The organism is Streptomyces cyaneofuscatus (assembly GCF_000718135.1).
Lineage (GTDB): Bacteria > Actinomycetota > Actinomycetes > Streptomycetales > Streptomycetaceae > Streptomyces > Streptomyces cyaneofuscatus.
Genome location: NZ_JOEM01000020.1, coordinates 1 through 16,668 on the forward strand (window position 1 = coordinate 1; position 16,668 = coordinate 16,668).

Consider the following 16,668-nt stretch of genomic DNA (forward strand, 5'->3'; position numbering starts at 1 on the left):
CCACCGACCCGACCCCCACCGCCACCTCCGACCCCACCGCCACTTCCGACCCAGCCCCCGCCGACCCCGGAACCACCGATCCCTCCGCGACCTGAGCCGACGATGTGTGAAGGCCTCGAAAGAGTGACGTGACCGTCCTGTGTTCTCAAGGGCCCGCACGGTGGACGCGTGCGGGACCGGGTTGATATTTCGGGCACCCTTCGAGATCTTTGCCCGAGGGAAACAGTTCGTTCCGACCGGAAGGTGGTGCGACTCGCCACAGGCGGGTCCCCGCTCATGGGTTCACCCAAGACAGAGACCGGCACGTCCACGAAGGAGCGGTTCGACCCGGCCGAGTGGGGCCGGCCGCCGTACGCCGTGCTCGTCGTCGACCGGGCCGGAACGGCCGTACGCACCGAGGGGGAGACGACCCTCCTCCCGGGCGTGGAGCAGGGCGTTCCGCTGCCGGAGGGCCTCTCCTGGCTGGCCGGGGCCACCGCCGCGGTGGCCGACGACGCAGTCCACCAGGGCGGCTCGCCGCGGCCCGCCGTCGATGGGGAGTTCGCGGGGCGCCGCTTCGAGGCCCACCCGACCCGGCGTGCGGACGGCGAGGTCGTGTGGTGGCTGGTCGACCACACGGCCCGGTACGCCGCCGAGGAGGCCCTGACCGCCGAGCGCGAGCGCACCAGGTTCCTCGCCGAGGCGTCCAACGTCCTGCTGTCCTCGCTGAACTCCGAGCGGTGCATGGCGGCCACCGCCAGGCTGGCCGCCGGATTCCTGGCCGACGCGGCCGTCGTGGTGGCCCCGGCGGCGGGCCGGCGGCTGCCCGTGACCCGTGCCGTACAGGGCCAGGACGTCACGCAGGACATGATCGTGGCCGACCCCTCCGACGTACCGGGTCTCGCCGAGGCGCTGAGGGGCTTCCCGCCCGTCCCGTCGCGGTGGATCGACCCGACGTCGCTGCCCGAGTGGCTGGTGCCCGACGGCTTCGACACGCCGGTCGGTTCGGTCGTCGTCACCCCGCTGCCGGGGCACGGTGTCCCGGCCGGGGCGCTGATCCTGCTCCGCGCGGACACCCGCAGCGGGTTCAGCGAGACCGAGGAGACGTTCGCCCGGCTCTTCGCGGCCCGCGCCGGAGCCGCCCTGTCCGCGGCCCGCCTCTACGCGGAACAGCACAGCATCACCCGGACCCTGATGCGCGATCTGCTGCCGCCCCGTCTCCACCGGGTGCACGGGGTGGAGTTCGCCGGCGGCTACCGGCCCTCCAGCTCCCACGAGAGGGTCGGCGGCGACTTCTACGACGTCCACCCCGGCCCCACGGCGTCCGACCCGTCCCTGGTGGTGCTCGGGGACGTCTGCGGCAAGGGGCTGGACGCCGCGGTCCTCACCGGCAAGATCCGCAACACCCTCCAGGCCCTCATGCCGATGGCCGACGACCACGAGCGGGTGCTGCAACTCCTCAACGGGGCCCTGCTGAACGCCGACAACACCCGGTTCGCGACCCTGATCCTGGCGTCCGTCCTGCGCACGGAGAACCAGGTGCACCTGCGGCTCACCTCGGCCGGCCACCCCGCGCCCCTCGTGGTGCGCGACGACGGCCGGGTGGAGGAGGTCGCCACCCGGGGCAGCCTGGTCGGGGCCCTGGACCAGGTGTCGGCCCGCACCGTCGAGACCTCCCTGCTCCCCGGCGACACGTGCCTGCTCTACACGGACGGGATCACCGAGGCGCGCGGCGGCCCGCTCGGCGGTGAGCTCTTCGGCGAGGAGCGGCTGAAGCGGGCCCTGGCCGAGTGCGGCGGCATGCCCGGCGACGCGGTGGTGGAGCACATCCGGATGCTCACCGCGCAGTGGCTCGGCGACGGCGGCCACGACGATCTGGCGGTCGTCGCCATCACCGCACCGCGGACCACCCATCTGAGTGCGGTGGACGGGCACACACGGGGCAGGTACACCGCATGACCACCACTGTCGAAGCTCCCGGTCTCGACACACTGCGCAGCGACCTGTGGACCGCGGTGACCGGCCGGGACGAGTACCGCGCCGCCGACATCGTGCTGCGGGCCCTGGACGCCGGGACACCCGCCGAGTCGGTCCTCCTCGACGTCATCGCCCCTGTCCAGGCCCGGGTCGGCCACGCCTGGCAGGCCGGCCGGCTGACCGTCGCCCAGGAGCACGCCGCGACCGCGATCGCCGAGCGGGTGATCGCCGCGCTCGCCCACCATCCGGCCCACCGGCCCGCCCCCTACGGCGGCCGGATCACCGTCGCCTGCGTGGACCAGGAATGGCACGCCCTGCCGGCCCGGCTGCTCGCCGAGGTCCTCACCCTGCGGGGCTGGCGGGTCGACTTCCTCGGCGCACAGGTGCCCACCCCGCACCTGGTGACCCATCTGCACAACACCGGCGCGGACGCGGTGGCCCTCTCCTCGTCCATCGCCACGCGGCTGCCCACGGCCCACACCGCGATCACCGCGTGCCAGGCCGTGGGCGTGCCCGTGCTGGCGGGCGGTGCCGCGTTCGGCCCGGACGGCCGGTACGCCCGGCTGCTCGGCGCCGACGCCTGGGCCCCCGACGCGCGCGCCGCGGCCCGGCGGCTGGCCGACGGCATCCCGCCCCCCGACCTGGCGGTGGGCCGGCCGGTCGAGGAGGGCCTGGCGCACCTCACCGACCAGGAGTACACCCTCGTCGTACGGGCCAGGGCCCGGCTCGTCCGGGTCGTGCTGGCGGACCTGGAGCGGAACTACCCCGCGATGGCCGCCTACTCCGCCCCGCAGCGGGAGCGCACGGCCGAGGACATCGCCCACATCGTGGAGTTCCTCGGCGTCGCCCTCTACACCGACAGCGACGCCCTCTTCACCGACTTCATCCGGTGGACCGCCGCCGTCCTGACCGCCCGCAAGGTCCCCGCCGCGTCCCTGCGCCCCGCGCTGGACGCCCTGGGAGCCGAGCTCAAGGACTTCCCGCGGGCCACCCGCATGCTCGACCGTGCCCGCCTCCACCTCGACGAGGCCGTGCCCACCACCGACCAGCCCCCCGGAGCTTCCGCATGACCGCCCTGCCCAGCCCCCTCCTCACCGTCACCGCCGAGGAGGGCCGGGGCTGGGTCCGGCTGCGCCTCACCGGCGACCTGGACTACGACACCAGCCACGAGCTGGTGGTGCGGGCGGGGGACTGGCTGGCCGTCCGGCCGGACCTGCGCGACCTCCGGCTGGGCTGCGCGGAGCTGAGGCTGTGCGACTCCATGGGCGTCTCCGCCCTGCTCCAGATCCACCGCGACGCGGCGGCCCAGGGCGCGCGCCTGCACGTGGAGGACGCGCCACCGTTCCTGGACCGGATCATGCGGATCACCGGAATCGACCACCTCTTCGCCCGCCAGGAGGAGCGCCGGCCCGCCCGGGGCGCCGGTGAGGCGGCACTGCCCCCCGACCAGCGCCCGTCGCCCTCGTCCTGAGCCGTCACGCCACCGGTCGGCGCGAAGCCGTTCCGCCACTCACCGGCAGGCGCGACGGCTCAGAACAGCGACACCACGGCGACGATGCGTTTGCCGTCCTCGTGCGAGGTGACGGACAGCTGCCGGGTGAGCCGGTGCACCAGCGACCAGCCGTAACCGCCCTCGCCGACCGACCCGGGCGGCGGGTCCTGGAGCACGGGATGCCGGGGGTCCGCGTCGTCGACGACCAGGCGGAGCCCGCCGTCGGTGATCCGGGCCGAGAAGCCGGTGAGGCCCCCGCCGTGCCGCAGTGCGTTGGTCACGATCTCCGAGGTGACCAGCAGGGCGTCCGCCACGACCACGTTCGAGAGAATCTCGTCCGACAGCTCGTCGAACTCCGCCGCCAGCAGCCGGGTCACGACATCGCGCGCCTCGCCCGCGGTCCGCGGCAGGTCCGCGGACGGGCCGCCGTCCGCGTGACGTACGGGAGGAGTGCTGTACACGCCCGTACCTCCTTCCGTGCCGTCGATCTTTTTCCACTGCGGTGGAAACCACCGCATTCCCTCTGCCGCCACCTCCATACCTGGCTCACCCCGATGGCTCACCCGGCCGCCCGCCGTCAGGCCTGCTCCGGATGGTCGCCCGGCCCGTGGGCCCGGGTGGCCAGCGGGGTGGGGGAGAGGTCCGACCGCTCCTCACCCGGTTCCAGCAGGGTGTCCGCGGGGCCGATGATCAGCGGGTCCGGGGTGCCGACCGCCTTGTCGTCCTTGCTGTCGTAGTCGAACCGCCACAGCAGACTGCGCATCGCCTCCAGGCGGCCGCGCTTCTTGTCGTTGCTCTTCACCACGGTCCACGGCGCGTGTTCGGTGTCGGTGGCCCGGAACATGTCGACCTTCGCCGCCGTGTAGTCGTCCCAGAGGTCGAGCGAGGCCAGGTCGGTGGGTGACAGTTTCCACTGGCGTACCGGGTCGACCTGCCGGATCGCGAACCGGGTGCGCTGTTCGTTGCGGGAGACCGAGAACCAGAACTTCACCAGCAGGACGCCGTCGTCGACGAGCATCCGCTCGAACTGCGGCGCCTGCTTCAGGAAATGCGCGTGCTGCTCCGGTGTGCAGAACTCCATCACCCGCTCCACCCCGGCCCGGTTGTACCAGGAGCGGTCGAAGAAGACGATCTCCCCGGCGGTCGGCAGGTGGGACACGTACCGCTGGAAGTACCACTGCCCGCTCTCGCGTTCGGTCGGCTTCTCCAGGGCGACCACGCGCGCGCCACGCGGGTTGAGACGCTCCGTGAACCGCTGGATCGTCCCGCCCTTGCCCGCGGCGTCGCGGCCCTCGCACAGGACCACCAGCCGCTGCCCGCTCTCCCGGACCCAGCGCTGGAGTTTCAGCAGCTCGATCTGGAGGATGCGCTTCTCCTTCTCGTACTCCCTGCGCCGCATCCGCCGTTCGTACGGGTAGTTCTCCCGCCAGGTCTCCAGCGGGCGGCCGTGCTCGTCCAGCAGCACCGGCTGTTCGGGCCGCCGTCCATCGACGGTCAGCCCCTTGAGCAGCTCCGCCGGGTCGGTCTCCGGGCCATCGGCCATCTTTCGTTCCCCGTTCTCCTCGGTACGCCCCCGCCCGCAGCCGGGTTCCCCCGTCGCCGCCGCTCATGTACGCGGAAGCCCCCCGGCCGGATCAGCCGCCCGCGAACACCTCGGCCAGGTCGTAGGAGACGACCTCCTCCAGCTGCGCGTAGGTGCAGCCGGCCGGGGCCCGGTCCGGGCGCCACCGCCGGAACTGCGTCGTATGGCGGAACCGGTCGCCCTCCATGTGGTCGTACGCCACCTCGCAGACCCGCTCCGGCCGCAGCGGCACCCACGACTGGTCCTTCTTCCCCGACCAGCGGTTCTGCGTCCCCGGCAGCCGTGAGGCCTCGTGCGCCGCGGCCTCCGCCCACGCCCCCCACGGGTGGTCGGGGAAGTCCGTGCGCAGCGGGGCCAGTTCCTCGGCGAGTTCGGCGCGCCGCTTCATCGGGAAGGCCGCGCAGACGCCGACGTGCTGGAGCACGCCCCCGGTGTCGTACAGGCCGAGCAGGAGCGAGCCGACGACGGGGCCGCTCTTGTGCTCGCGGTACCCGGCCACCACGACGTCGGCGGTCCGCTCGTGCTTGATCTTGTACATCACCCGGGTGTCGGGCCGGTACGGCAGGTCCAGCGGCTTGGCCACGATCCCGTCGAGCCCCGCGCCCTCGTACCGGTCGAACCAATCGCGGGCCAGCTCGATGTCCGTGGTGGACGGAGCGAGGAGTACGGGCGCGGAGGCGCCGGAGAGGGCGGCCGTCAGGACGGCCCGGCGGTCCACCTGCGGGGTACTCAACAGGGAGGTGTCGTCGACCGCGAGGATGTCGAAGGCGATCAGACTGGCCGGGGTCCTCTCGGCGAGCATCCGCACCCGGGAGTCCGCCGGATGGATGCGCTCGCTGAGCCGGTCGAAGTCGAGCCGCCCCTCGTGCGCGATGACCAGCTCCCCGTCGATGACGCAGCGCGGCGGCAGGTTCTCCCGTACGGCGTCGGCCATCTCGGGGAAATAGCGGGTCAGGGACTTGCCCGTACGGCTGCCGATCTCCACCTCGTCACCGTCCCGGTAGACGATGGCCCGGAAGCCGTCCCACTTCGCCTCGTAGCTCATGCCCGGCGGGATCTTGGACACCGACTTGGCGAGCATCGGCTTCACGGGTGGCATCACCGGCAGGTCCATGGCCCGATTCTGGACCGGTCCTCTGACCGTGTCTCCCGATATGCGGCATACGTGCGACCGGCCTACGGTGACCGTCATGGGAGCTGCGGTGGAGCTGGACGCGGGCGGACGAGCGGTGAGGCTGTCCAACCCCGACAAGGTGTACTTCCCGGCGAAGGGCTACACCAAGAGGGATGTGGCGGAGTATTTCCTCGCTGTGGGGCCCGGGATCACCCGTGCGCTCAACCACCGGCCCACCACGCTCCAGCGCTTCGTGGACGGGGTGGAGGGCGACTTCTTCTACCAGAAGCGCGCCCCGAAGAACCTCCCCGAGTGGATCCCCACCGCCCGGATCGCCTTCCCCAGCGGCCGTCCCGCCGACGAGCTCTGCCCCACCGAGCTCGCCGCCGTGATCTGGGCCGCCAACCTCGGCACCCTCACCTTCCACCCCTGGCCGGTCCGGGCCGGGGACACCGACCACCCGGACGAACTCCGTATCGACCTGGACCCGCAGCCCGGCACCGACTACGCCGACGCGGTCACTGCCGCCCACGAGCTGCGCTCCGTCCTGGAGGACCACGGCGTACGCGGCTGGCCCAAGACCTCCGGCGGGCGAGGAATGCACGTCTTCGTCCCCATCGAGCCCGCCTGGACCTTCACCGAGGTCCGGCGCGCCGCCATCGCCGCCGGGCGCGAGCTGGAGCGGCGGATGCCGGAGCGGGTGACGACGGCGTGGTGGAAGGAGGAGCGCGGCGAGCGCATCTTCGTCGACTTCAACCAGACAGCCCGCGACCGCACGATCGCCTCCGCCTACTCCGTACGCCCCTTCCCGCACGCCCCGGTCTCCGCACCGCTGCGCTGGGAGGAGATCGACGACGCCGAACCGCGCGACTTCGACATCGTCACGCTCCCGGTGCGGTACGCCGAGGTCGGTGACGTCCACGCGGACATGGACCAGGAGGCGTTCCGGCTGGACGGGCTGCTGGAGCTGGCGGACCGGGACGAGAAGGAGCGCGGGCTGGGCGACATGCCGTACCCGCCGGAGTACCCGAAGATGCCCGGCGAACCGAAGCGGGTCCAGCCCAGCCGCGCCCGGCACGACGACGACGGCGAGATGGCGTGAGCGGGAGCGGCGAGGCGGGCGGCGGCACCGGGGAGAGCGGGAGCGGCCAGGGCGGGAGCAGCCAGCGGCACGGCGCCCACGGCCGCCCCCTCACCCTCCGCGAGCGCTGGGAGGCGTACAAGAACAGCCCGTTCCTCCCCGCGACCGTCCTCGTCCTGATCGTCGCCGCCGCGGCCGGTCTCTTCGCCGGCTCCTACACCTACGCGATGGCCAACCCCACCCCGCACCGGATCCCGGCGGCCCTGGTCACCCAGCCGGAGGTGGAGCGCGGCGAGGCGTTCGTCACCGGGATGGAGAAGGCGCTCGACGCCTCCCTCGAACTGCGTGAGTACCCGGACGTCGCCGACGCCCGCCGCGCCCTGGACGAGCAGAAGGTCTTCGCGATCGTGCGCGCCTCCGACGACGGGGTGGCGCTGGACGTGGCCGGGGCGTCCGGCGCCTCCGTGGCCGAGCTGCTCGGCAAGGCGGGGATCGAGGTCGGCGACGCCACCGGGGTCGAGGTCACCGTCCGGGACGTCAAGCCGCTCCAGCGGGGCGATCCGCGCGGACTCGCGCTCTTCTACATCTCGCTGGCCGCCGTCATCATGGGCTTCCTCGGCGCGATCCAGTTGAGCGTCCACGCCCATGGCCTCAACCCGGCGGAACGCATCGCGTTCACCGCCGCGTACGCCCTGCTCGGGGGGTTCGCCATCGCCGCGGCCGTGGACTGGTGGCTCGGGGCGGTCGACCTGCCGTTCGTCCAGTCCTGGCTGATCCTGGCGTTCACGATGTTCACCTCGGGCATGGTCTTCACCATGTTCAACACCCTGATGGGCCGCTGGGCGATGATCCCGACCTGGGGCGTCATGGTGCTGCTGGGCAACCCGTCCTCCGGCGGCGCGGTCTCCTGGCCGCTGCTGCCCTCGGCCCTCGGCCACATCGGCCGCTGGCTGCCGCCGGGCGCCTCCGTCAACGCCCAGCACACCGCCGTCTACTACCAGGGCCACCAGTTCCTCTTCCCGTACCTGGTCCTGGCCGCCTGGGCGCTGGTCTCCTGCACGGTGTTCTGGGTGTGGCGCCACCGGCACCCAGGAGGCCGCGCCCGCACGCCTGAGCATGCGGCCACGGCCTCCTGAGACCTTTCCGTAGGGCTTACAGCTTCCCGTACGGCTTACAGCTCCTTGATCCGGATGTCGCGGTACGAGATGACGTCCGTGACCCCGTGGACCTGGAGCCCGATGTAACCGGAGGCGAACCGCCGGCCGTCGGTGCCCGGGTCGTCGCCGCGCGGCGGCTCGAAGAGCTGGCCGCCGGTGTTGTCGAACTCGTTGATCAGGACACCGTTGCGGTAGATCTCGTAGTGCTGGTCGACCACCTTGATCTCGTAGTCGTTCCAGGTGCCCTTGGGCGTGACCCCGGCGCCGCCGAGACCCACCCGGTCGAACCCGTAGACCGAACCGGTCTTGTACATGTCGCCGTCCGGCCGGTCGTTGACCTGGATCTCATGGCCGTACTTGATGGCGACCCACTCCGGACGGGACTCCTCCGGGTGGTCGTGGACCTTCGGGAAGCGGACGAAGACCCCGCCGTTGGCGTTGCCGGAGCCCGGGGCGTCGTCGCGCCACTGGAGCTTCAGCGAGAAGTCACCGTACGCACGGGTCGGGAACCAGAGCATGCCCATGCCGCCCACCGTGGTGGAGCTGGTGATCGAGCCCTCCTCCTCGTTCAGCCCGAACGCGCCGCCGCCCACGTGCTGCCACTTGGCGAGCGAGGCGGCCGTGCCGTCGAAGAGCTTGGTGTACCCCTCGGACTGGCCCGGCTTGCCGATGCCCGACTGCTTGGCGGCCTGGTTGATCGCCTTGCGCTCGCGCTGGTCGATGACGCCGTCGGTCTTCAGCTTGTCGAGGACCGTGGTCACGTGCTTGAGGAACAGCGCGTGCGAGGACCAGTCCTTCTCGTCCTCGATCAGCTCGTTGATCGTGCAGCGGTTACGGGTGATCCGGTTCGGGACGCCCGTGTCGACCGTGCCGACGAAGACGGTGTGCCGTTCGTCGAACTCCGCGCAGTTCGGCGCAGGGACCCCGCCGCCCTGGGCGATGGTGAACGACACCCTCTTCGCCTCGGAGGTGTTGCCCGCCTTGTCCGTCGCCCGGTGCGCCACCGTGTGGTGGCCGACCCGGTCGACGATCACGGGGGCGGTGTACGCGAGGTAGGGGCCGCCGTCCAGGCTGTACTCCACCTTGTCCACGCCCGAGTCGTCGTCGGTCGCGGTGACGGTGGCCTTGGCGCTGGTGATGAACGCGCCGTCGGAGTTCTTGCTCCCCTCCAGCTTCACCGAGGTCTCCGGAGCCGTCTTGTCCTGCGACGGCGGCTCGACGACGGTGAAGGTGACGGTCTTCTCGGCCGCGGCGTTCCCCGACCGGTCGGTGGCCCGGTAGCGGACGGTGTGCTCGCCCACCTCGTGGACCATCACCGGTGCGGTGTACGGCTTCCACTCACCGGCCGCGCCGAGCGCGTACTCGATGGTGTTGACGCCGGACCCGGTGTCGGACGCGGTCACGGTGACCGTGGCCATGCCCAGGTACGCGCCATCGGGGTCCTGTTCACCCGAGACGGTCGCCGAGGTCTCCGGCGGCGTCTCGTCGTCGGTGGGCGGCGCGGCGACCGCGAAGTCGACGGATTTCTCCGCCGCCGCGTTGCCCGCCTTGTCGGTGGCCCGGTAGCGGACCGTGTGGTCCCCGACCTCGTTCACCACGACGGGCGCGGTGTACGGCTGCCACGCACCGTCCGCGCCGAGCGCGTACTCGACGGTGTCGACGCCGGAGCCCTCGTCGGTCGCCTCGACGGTGACCGTGGCCTGGCCGATGTACGCGCCGTCGCCGTTCTGGTCGCCGTCGACCTTCGCCGAGGTGGCCGGGGCCTCGGTGTCCTCCTCGCCGCCGCCCTCGGTGACGGTCAGGATGCCCTGCATCTGGCCGTGGCCGGGGATCGTGCAGTGGTAGAAGTACCGGCCGGGCGAGAGCGTGACCTCCACGCTGTGCTTGCCGCCCTCGGAGTCACCCGGGTTGGCCAGGATGTTCAGCTGGACGTCGTTGTTGAACTCCGGGTCCGACACGCTGAACGTCAGCGTGTGCGGCATGCTCGTGGTGTTGCCGGTCGCCGTGCTGTTCTCGAAGACGATGGTCGCCTTGCCGGCCACCGCCGTCTGGGGAGCGGTGAGGTAGCGGTCGATCGGGTCGCCCGCGGTCCAGGTCAGCACCTGGTCGGCGGCCTTCGCCCCGGGGCCGTCGCCGCCCTTGCCGTACGCGGCCGTCGAGGTCAGCCCGAGGACCATCAGCAGGGAGGCCATCAGGGCGACCCAGAAGCTGGGCGGCCGATGCCGCCGCCGGGCGAGGTACGCGGGGTGTCTCACTGCGCTGCCGCCTTTCCAACCAGGTCCTTGGCGGCCGGAGTCGCCGCGCCGCCCTTGTAGGTCACGCGCCACAGCGCGGACTTGGAGTCGGAGGTGAAGAAGCCGCGCCCGTAGTCCAGGACGTACAGCGAGCCGTCCGGGGCGAACTTCCAGTCCATGAGGTTGCGGATACCGTCCGCGCCGACCGGGATGATCTTCTTCAACGACTCGGCGTGCGTGGGCAGTCCGCCCTTCCCGACCGTCTTCGGGTCGGTGATCACCGCGTGGCGCGGCTGCGTGTCGTCGTAGAAGTCACCGACGAACCACTTGCCGTCCCAGTAGGCCGGCCACTTGGCGGTCGAGTCGCTCTGCGCGTCGTAGCGGTAGACCGGGCCGTTCATGGTCGCCTGGCCACCGCCCTTGAGCCAGGGCAGCAACTCCTTCTGCTCCTCGGCCTTGTAGCTCGGCACGCCGTTGGCGTCGCGCGGGTAGTCGACCCCGCCTCCCTGCGGTGAGTACCAGATGGTGTTCGGCGTCACCGGCGGCAGCTTGACCAGGCCGTCGTTGTTCGGCGACTCGTTCTTCGGGGCGTTGCAGTCGTACCAGCCCAGCGGCTTGCTCGGGTCGGGCAGATTGCGGTCCCGGTAGGGCTGGTTGTTGCCCATGCAGAACGGCCAGCCGTGGTTGCCCGCCTTGGTGATCGCGGCGAACGTGTCGTACTTCGCCGGGCCCCAGGTGGTGGAGGCCGAGCCCGCGTCGGGGCCGACCCAGCCGGCGTACAGCGTGTCGGTGGAGGTGTCGACGGAGATCCGGGCCGGGTTGCGTACGCCCATCACATAGATCTCGCCCCGGGTCTTCCCGCCGCCCTCGTCCGGTTCCTTGCCGGTGAAGAGGTTGCCGGACGGGAGGGTGTACGTACCGTCGTCCTCGGGGTGGATCCGCAGGATCTTGCCGTTGAGGTTGTTGGTGTTGCCCGAGGTGCGCCGGGCGTCGGCGAAGGAGACGCCCTTGTAGTTCGGCTCCGGGTTGTTTCCGGAGTAACCGCTGCTGAAACCGGAGGAGTTGTTGTCGCCGGTCGCGATGTACAGGTTGTCCTTCGAGTCCCACGCCATCCCGCCGCCCGCGTGGCAGCAGCTGTGGATCTGCACCGGCCAGCCGAGCAGGACCTTCTCCGAGGCCAGGTCCAGCTTGCCGGTGGCCGAGTCGTAGGTGAAGCGGGAGACCTGACGGGTCGCCATGCGCTTGTCGCGGTCGATCTTCGCGTGCGGGGTGTAGTGGAGATAGACCCAGCCGTTGGAGGCGAAGTCCGGGTCCAGCTCGATGCCGAGCAGCCCCTCCTCCACCTTCACCAGCTCGTCGCCGCCGCCCTTGTTGCCGAAGACGTCCAGCGCACCGGCGAGGGTGACCTTCTTGGTCTTCGGGTCGTAGACGTGGATCTCGCCCTTGCCCTTGCCGATGTTCGGGTTGTTCCAGTCGGTGACGACCGGGACACCGCTCGCGGCGCCGCCGCGCCCGATGTAGAAGACCTTGCCGTCCGGAGCGGTGACGAGCCCGTGCGGCTCGCCGATCTGGTCGTTCTGGCCCGGCTGGTTGGGCTGGGTCAGGCGCTCGGCCGTGTAGTTGGAGGTGATGGTCGCCTTGCAGTCGGCCTGCGAGGTCCGGTTCGTCCAGGCGAGGGCGCCGCGCAAGTGGTCGCGGAAGTCGGTCTCGGCGAAGCTGTCCGCCGTACCGCCCATCGCCGTGTAGAAGGAGCGGCCGCCGTCGTAGTCGCGGCACCAGGAGACCGGGTGGTCCCAGCCGTTGGCGCCCGTACCCGGCTTGTACGTCAACTCCCGTACGCGGGCCACGGTGTGGACCTCACCGGACGGGTTCTGCGCCCAGTTCAGCCACTTGTCGGGGCGCTTCCACTCCAGCGGCAGGCTCTTGGTGGCCGGGTGGACCCGGTCGCCGATCTCGACAGTGGCCCGCTGCACGGAAGTTGGGCTGCCGGCCGCAGGTCGGGCGCCCACCAGGCCGGTGAACCAATCCGAGTACGGCTCGGTGCGCGCCGCGTCATGGATGCCGAGGAAGCCGCCGCCCGCCTCCATGTAGGCCTCCAGGCCCGCCTCCTGCTCCGGGTCCAGGACGTCGCCGCCGCCGGTCAGGAAGACCACCGCGTGGAAGGAGCCGAGCCGCTTGCCGTTGGTGAAGACGTTCGGGTTGGCGGTGGCCACGGTGGTGAACCGCCCGGCCTCCGGGCCGCTCTGCCCGATCTTCTCGATCGCCGCGATCCCGGCGTCCGTGTACGGCGCCTCGTCGCCCGCCGACGCATGGAAGACCAGCACCTTCACCTGGTTCGCGGCGCCCGGCGGGGACGGCAGGGACAACGTTGTCGCCATCTTCTCGACCAGGTCCCGGTCCGGCGACGTACCCGCGTTGGCCGGACCGCCCGCGCTCAGCAAGGACACGGTCAGTGCGCCGGCCGCCACGGCCGCCGCGAGGCCGCGTCGGTGTCGTGATCTGGACCGGTGATGCGATGCGCCTTGCATGTGGGTCACCCAACCCTTCTCTGGTCACTGGAGCGTTGACTGCGACAGCGCACGAAGCTAGACCTCTTTTCGTGGCCCGCCAATAGCTATGGCAGCAATCGCACAAACTTTGTCCTGAGTGTGGATAAACGCTCGGCTCCCGGTTACGGTGTGGCCCGTTCCGGTAGCTCCGGGGCCCTCCGTCTCCGCCAGTTTCCTTAGCCCAGTAGGGAGTTCGACATGGACCGAAGGACCTTCAGCCGGCGGATGCTGGTCGGCGGCGCGGCCGCGGCAGCGACCGGCGTGACATCGTTGTCGCTCGGCGCGGTGGAGGCAAGCTCCGCCGAGAACCCGCCGCGCACGGCCCCGGACGGGGGAGTGGTGCGCCGGATCAAGATGTACGCCGAGAAGCTGCCGAACGGCGAGCTGGGCTACGGCTTCGAGAAGGGCAAGGCGTCGATCCCCGGCCCGCTCATCGAACTGAACGAGGGCGACACCCTGCACATCGACTTCGAGAACCTGACCGACGTCGACGCCAGCCTCCACGTTCACGGCGTCGACTACGACATCGCCAACGACGGCACCCGGATGAACAAGAGCCACGTGGAGCCCGGCGGCACCCGTACGTACACCTGGCGCACGCACAAGCCGGGCCGCCGGAAGGACGGAACATACGAGCCGGGCAGCGCGGGCTACTGGCACTACCACGACCACGTCGTCGGTACGGACCATGGCACCGGCGGTATCCGCAAGGGGCTGTACGGGCCGCTCGTGGTGCGCAGGAAGGGCGACCTGCTGCCCGACCAGACGTGCACGGTCGTCTTCAACGACATGATGATCAACAACAAGACCGCTCACAACAGCGTCAACTTCGAGGCAACGGTGGGCGACCGGCTCGAATTCGTGATGATCACCCACGGCGAGTACTACCACACCTTCCACATCCACGGTCACCGCTGGGCCGACAACCGGACCGGGATACTGACCGGCCCCGACGACCCCAGCCGGGTCATCGACAACAAGATCTGCGGGCCCGCCGACTCCTTCGGCCTCCAGATCATCGCGGGCGAACGCGTGGGCGCCGGCGCCTGGATGTACCACTGCCACGTACAGAGCCACTCCGACATGGGGATGGCCGGGCTGCTGCTGATCAAGAAGCCGGACGGCACGATCCCGGGCTACGAACCCCACCATGTGGCAGGCGGAGCCGAGAAGAAGAAGGCCGCCGAGGGCAAGGGAGAGGACAAGGGCGCGGCGGAGCACCAGCACTGACCACCCGTCAGTCGGGCGGGTGGGCGAGCCGCTGCTGCTCCTCCTCGACGATCCGCCGGGCCAGCTCACCGTCGGACACGTCGACGGCGTCCGGCGCGGCCTCCGCGAGGTCACTGCGCCGGGCGTACGCGTCGAAGAGCCGGTCCTTGCGGGCCAGCAGCTCCACCATGCGCTGGTCGACGCTGTCCGCCGCCAGCAGCCGGTGCACCTGGACCGTGCGCACCTGCCCCATCCGGTGGGCGCGGGCGACGGCCTGGTGCTCCAGCGTCGGCTTGATCTGCGGCTCGCACAGGATCACCACCGACGCGGCCTGCATGTTCAGCCCGGTGCCCCCGGCCTGGATCTGGCTCAGCAGCACCGCGTGCCCGTCCCCGGCGGAGAAGGCGTCGACCAGCTCCTGGCGCCGGGCGGCCGGCAGGCTCCCCGAGATCGGTCCGTACGCTTCCGGCCCCAACGCTTCGCCGACCGCGGCCAGCACCTCGCGGAAGTAGGAGAACACCACCACCTTCAGCCCGTTGTCCCGTGCCTCGTCCACCAGTTCGCGCAGCCGCTCCAGCTTGGCGGAGGCGGCGGGCACGGCGTACGCGGCCCGGCGCATCCGCATGAACTGCCCGGACGCCACCGCCTCCCGGTACGCCTCCAGATCCCCGGCGCTGAACTCCTCCCACTCGTCCACGTGCACGAGCGCCGGGAGTTCGGCGAGGACGTCCACCTGGTTGCGGCGCAGGTAGGCGGGGGCGACCGCCCGGCGGAAGGCCTGCGAGCCGGCGGCGCCGTGCGTGGACGACACCACATCGGCGAGATCCGGGCGGAGTTGGCGTACCAGACTCCGGAACTCCTCCACCCGGTTCTCCATCGGCGTACCCGTGAGGAACAGGACGTGCTCCGCCCGCTCCGCCCACCCGGCGACCGCCTGAGCCCGCCGGGTGGCAGGGTTCTTGACGAAGTGGGCCTCGTCCACGACGAGCATCGACAGGGCGGTGCCGTCCTCGGGGAGGGTGCGCAGCGCGTCGAACGTGGTGAGCGCGACCCCGCCGCCCGCCCCCCACTCCGCGTACGCCGCCAGGCGCTCCGCCCCGTGCACCGGCAGCGCGCGCAGGGTGGACCGGGCCCGGACCTCCCGGCTCCAGTTGATCAGCACGCTGGCCGGGCACACCACCAGGAAGTGGCTCTCGCCCCGCGCCGCGAGATGGGCGAGGGCGGCGATGGCCTGCACGGTCTTGCCGAGCCCCATCTCGTCCCCTATGACCACCCGCTTCTGCGCCAGGGCGAAGCGCGCCCCGAACGACTGGTAGCCGCGCAGGGAGACCCGCAGCCGCGAGTCGTCGAGCCGGAGCGCCCGCACCCGGTCCGCGATCCCGGCGGGCAGGAACCCCTCGGCGGCGTCCCGGTCCGGGCCGCTGCCCGACAGCTCGGCAAGGAGGCTGTAGTACTCGGCGGACCGCAGCTCGAAGTCCACCCACGCCCCGGGTGCCGACTCCGGCGCCCGCAGCAGGTCGACCGAGACCTGGCCGAACAGCATCGGCAGCTCTTGCTCCGCCGCCTCCGTGAGCGCCGCACCGAGGGCGGCCACCGCGTCCAGTGCCCGGGTCCGCGCCTCCCTGCCGGTGAACAGCATCCGCAGCCGGCGCCCGGCCGGTGCGGCGGCGGACACCAGGGGATCGAGCCGCTCGGCCAGCCGCCCGGCCGCCTCCACCGCCCGCCGTGCGTCCGGACCGGCCTCGACCAGCCGGTGCAGGGCGATGACCAGGGCGGTCATCGTGTCGTCCGGGGCGTCCATGTCGATCCGTACGGAGACGGTCTCGCGCACCGCGCCGGCGATCTGCCCGGCGGCCGCCAGCGCCTGATCGGCGGTGTGCGCCCCGACCCCGGGGATCAGCCGGAGGTCGTAGCGGGCCGTGCCGTGGACCTGCCCGACGGTCGTGAACCCGGCCTGTTCGAGAGCGCCGAGGCGCAGCCGGCCCTCCGTGACGTCCTTCAGCCGGGCGACCGGGATGGCGGCCAGCTCCCGGCCGGCCAGGGAGGCCAGGAGCGGATCGAGGACGGCCCGCACGGCGTCGACGGCGCGGGCGTGGTCCTCGCGCACGGCACGGGCCCGGCTCAGCAGGGCCGCCGCCTCGGCCAGCAGCTCCCGGGTGGCCCGGCCCGTGGTCGCCGGGCGGGCGGCCCCGGCCCCGGTGTCGGTCATCGTCGCTCTCTCCGCCGTGCCCCGCGACCGGCAGGTGGTGGTCCGTTCGCTGTACGCAGCCATCGTCCCACGCCCCACCGACAGC

General features: G+C 71.6%; 12 protein-coding genes. 6 read left to right on the plus strand and 6 right to left on the minus strand.

What is annotated here, in order from left to right; translation table 11 throughout:
* Window positions 1-276: 276 nt before the first annotated feature.
* From IF17_RS0128110 to IF17_RS0128120, 3 genes are read left to right on the plus strand one after another with little or no spacing between them, the layout of a single operon-like run.
* Window positions 277-1,938 carry a PP2C family protein-serine/threonine phosphatase gene (locus IF17_RS0128110; RefSeq protein ID WP_030571581.1) on the plus strand — a complete coding sequence of 554 codons (1,662 nt, stop codon included), beginning with the start codon at window positions 277-279 and terminating at the stop codon, window positions 1,936-1,938.
* Window positions 1,935-3,026, plus strand: coding sequence for a cobalamin B12-binding domain-containing protein (locus tag IF17_RS0128115; RefSeq protein ID WP_030571583.1), 1,092 nt, complete (start codon window positions 1,935-1,937; stop codon window positions 3,024-3,026). The genes IF17_RS0128110 and IF17_RS0128115 overlap by 4 nt, the downstream gene beginning before the upstream one ends.
* Window positions 3,023-3,427: an STAS domain-containing protein gene (locus IF17_RS0128120; protein WP_030571585.1), complete on the plus strand. Its 405-nt coding sequence runs from the start codon at window positions 3,023-3,025 to the stop codon at window positions 3,425-3,427. The genes IF17_RS0128115 and IF17_RS0128120 overlap by 4 nt, the downstream gene beginning before the upstream one ends.
* A 59-nt stretch (window positions 3,428-3,486) precedes the next feature.
* Here IF17_RS0128120 and IF17_RS0128125 read toward each other — a convergent pair whose 3' ends face one another.
* The 3 genes from IF17_RS0128125 to IF17_RS0128135 form a co-directional block, all read right to left on the minus strand.
* The gene (locus IF17_RS0128125; RefSeq protein ID WP_030571588.1) at window positions 3,487-3,909 is read right to left on the minus strand and encodes an ATP-binding protein; all 423 of its coding nucleotides are present in this window, start codon (window positions 3,907-3,909) and stop codon (window positions 3,487-3,489) included.
* A gap of 116 nt (window positions 3,910-4,025) precedes the next feature.
* Window positions 4,026-4,991: a polyphosphate kinase 2 gene (gene ppk2 / locus IF17_RS0128130; protein ID WP_030571591.1), complete on the minus strand. Its 966-nt coding sequence runs from the start codon at window positions 4,989-4,991 to the stop codon at window positions 4,026-4,028.
* Between the two features lie 91 nt (window positions 4,992-5,082).
* Window positions 5,083-6,144, minus strand: coding sequence for an ATP-dependent DNA ligase (locus IF17_RS0128135; protein WP_030571594.1), 1,062 nt, complete (start codon window positions 6,142-6,144; stop codon window positions 5,083-5,085).
* 76 nt (window positions 6,145-6,220) lie between these two features.
* Between IF17_RS0128135 and ligD the strand changes: the two genes are divergently transcribed.
* Both ligD and IF17_RS0128145 read left to right on the plus strand, forming a co-directional pair.
* Window positions 6,221-7,246 (plus strand): non-homologous end-joining DNA ligase, encoded by a 1,026-nt coding sequence (gene ligD / locus IF17_RS0128140; RefSeq protein ID WP_203611987.1) that lies wholly within the window; start codon window positions 6,221-6,223, stop codon window positions 7,244-7,246.
* Window positions 7,243-8,361 (plus strand): ABC-2 transporter permease, encoded by a 1,119-nt coding sequence (locus tag IF17_RS0128145; RefSeq protein WP_051884149.1) that lies wholly within the window; start codon window positions 7,243-7,245, stop codon window positions 8,359-8,361. The genes ligD and IF17_RS0128145 overlap by 4 nt, the downstream gene beginning before the upstream one ends.
* A gap of 35 nt (window positions 8,362-8,396) precedes the next feature.
* On the opposite strand, the gene IF17_RS0128150 is transcribed toward IF17_RS0128145, so the two are convergent.
* The gene (locus IF17_RS0128150; RefSeq protein WP_030571603.1) at window positions 8,397-10,637 is read right to left on the minus strand and encodes an OmpL47-type beta-barrel domain-containing protein; all 2,241 of its coding nucleotides are present in this window, start codon (window positions 10,635-10,637) and stop codon (window positions 8,397-8,399) included.
* Window positions 10,634-13,144 (minus strand): ThuA domain-containing protein, encoded by a 2,511-nt coding sequence (locus IF17_RS0128155; protein WP_244890556.1) that lies wholly within the window; start codon window positions 13,142-13,144, stop codon window positions 10,634-10,636. The genes IF17_RS0128150 and IF17_RS0128155 overlap by 4 nt, the downstream gene beginning before the upstream one ends.
* 219 nt (window positions 13,145-13,363) lie before the next feature.
* On the opposite strand from IF17_RS0128155, the gene IF17_RS0128160 reads away from it, so the two are divergent.
* Entirely contained in the window at window positions 13,364-14,395 is a 1,032-nt protein-coding gene (locus tag IF17_RS0128160; RefSeq protein ID WP_030571608.1) for a multicopper oxidase domain-containing protein, read from the plus strand.
* Between the two features lie 7 nt (window positions 14,396-14,402).
* On the opposite strand, the gene IF17_RS0128165 is transcribed toward IF17_RS0128160, so the two are convergent.
* Window positions 14,403-16,583 carry a DEAD/DEAH box helicase gene (locus IF17_RS0128165; RefSeq protein ID WP_030571611.1) on the minus strand — a complete coding sequence of 727 codons (2,181 nt, stop codon included), beginning with the start codon at window positions 16,581-16,583 and terminating at the stop codon, window positions 14,403-14,405.
* Between the last annotated feature and the right edge of the window lie 85 nt (window positions 16,584-16,668).

What these genes read in the sequence shown, in the direction of transcription:
- IF17_RS0128110 (WP_030571581.1), top strand. Translation starts at nt 277, where the DNA reads ATGGGTTCACCCAAGACAGAGACCGGCACGTCCACGAAGGAGCGGTTC.
- IF17_RS0128115 (WP_030571583.1), top strand. Translation starts at nt 1,935, where the DNA reads ATGACCACCACTGTCGAAGCTCCCGGTCTCGACACACTGCGCAGCGAC.
- IF17_RS0128120 (WP_030571585.1), top strand. Translation starts at nt 3,023, where the DNA reads ATGACCGCCCTGCCCAGCCCCCTCCTCACCGTCACCGCCGAGGAGGGC.
- ppk2 (WP_030571591.1), bottom strand. Translation starts at nt 4,991, where the DNA reads ATGGCCGATGGCCCGGAGACCGACCCGGCGGAGCTGCTCAAGGGGCTG.
- IF17_RS0128135 (WP_030571594.1), bottom strand. Translation starts at nt 6,144, where the DNA reads ATGGACCTGCCGGTGATGCCACCCGTGAAGCCGATGCTCGCCAAGTCG.
- ligD (WP_203611987.1), top strand. Translation starts at nt 6,221, where the DNA reads ATGGGAGCTGCGGTGGAGCTGGACGCGGGCGGACGAGCGGTGAGGCTG.
- IF17_RS0128155 (WP_244890556.1), bottom strand. Translation starts at nt 13,144, where the DNA reads ATGCAAGGCGCATCGCATCACCGGTCCAGATCACGACACCGACGCGGC.
- IF17_RS0128160 (WP_030571608.1), top strand. Translation starts at nt 13,364, where the DNA reads ATGGACCGAAGGACCTTCAGCCGGCGGATGCTGGTCGGCGGCGCGGCC.
- IF17_RS0128165 (WP_030571611.1), bottom strand. Translation starts at nt 16,583, where the DNA reads ATGACCGACACCGGGGCCGGGGCCGCCCGCCCGGCGACCACGGGCCGG.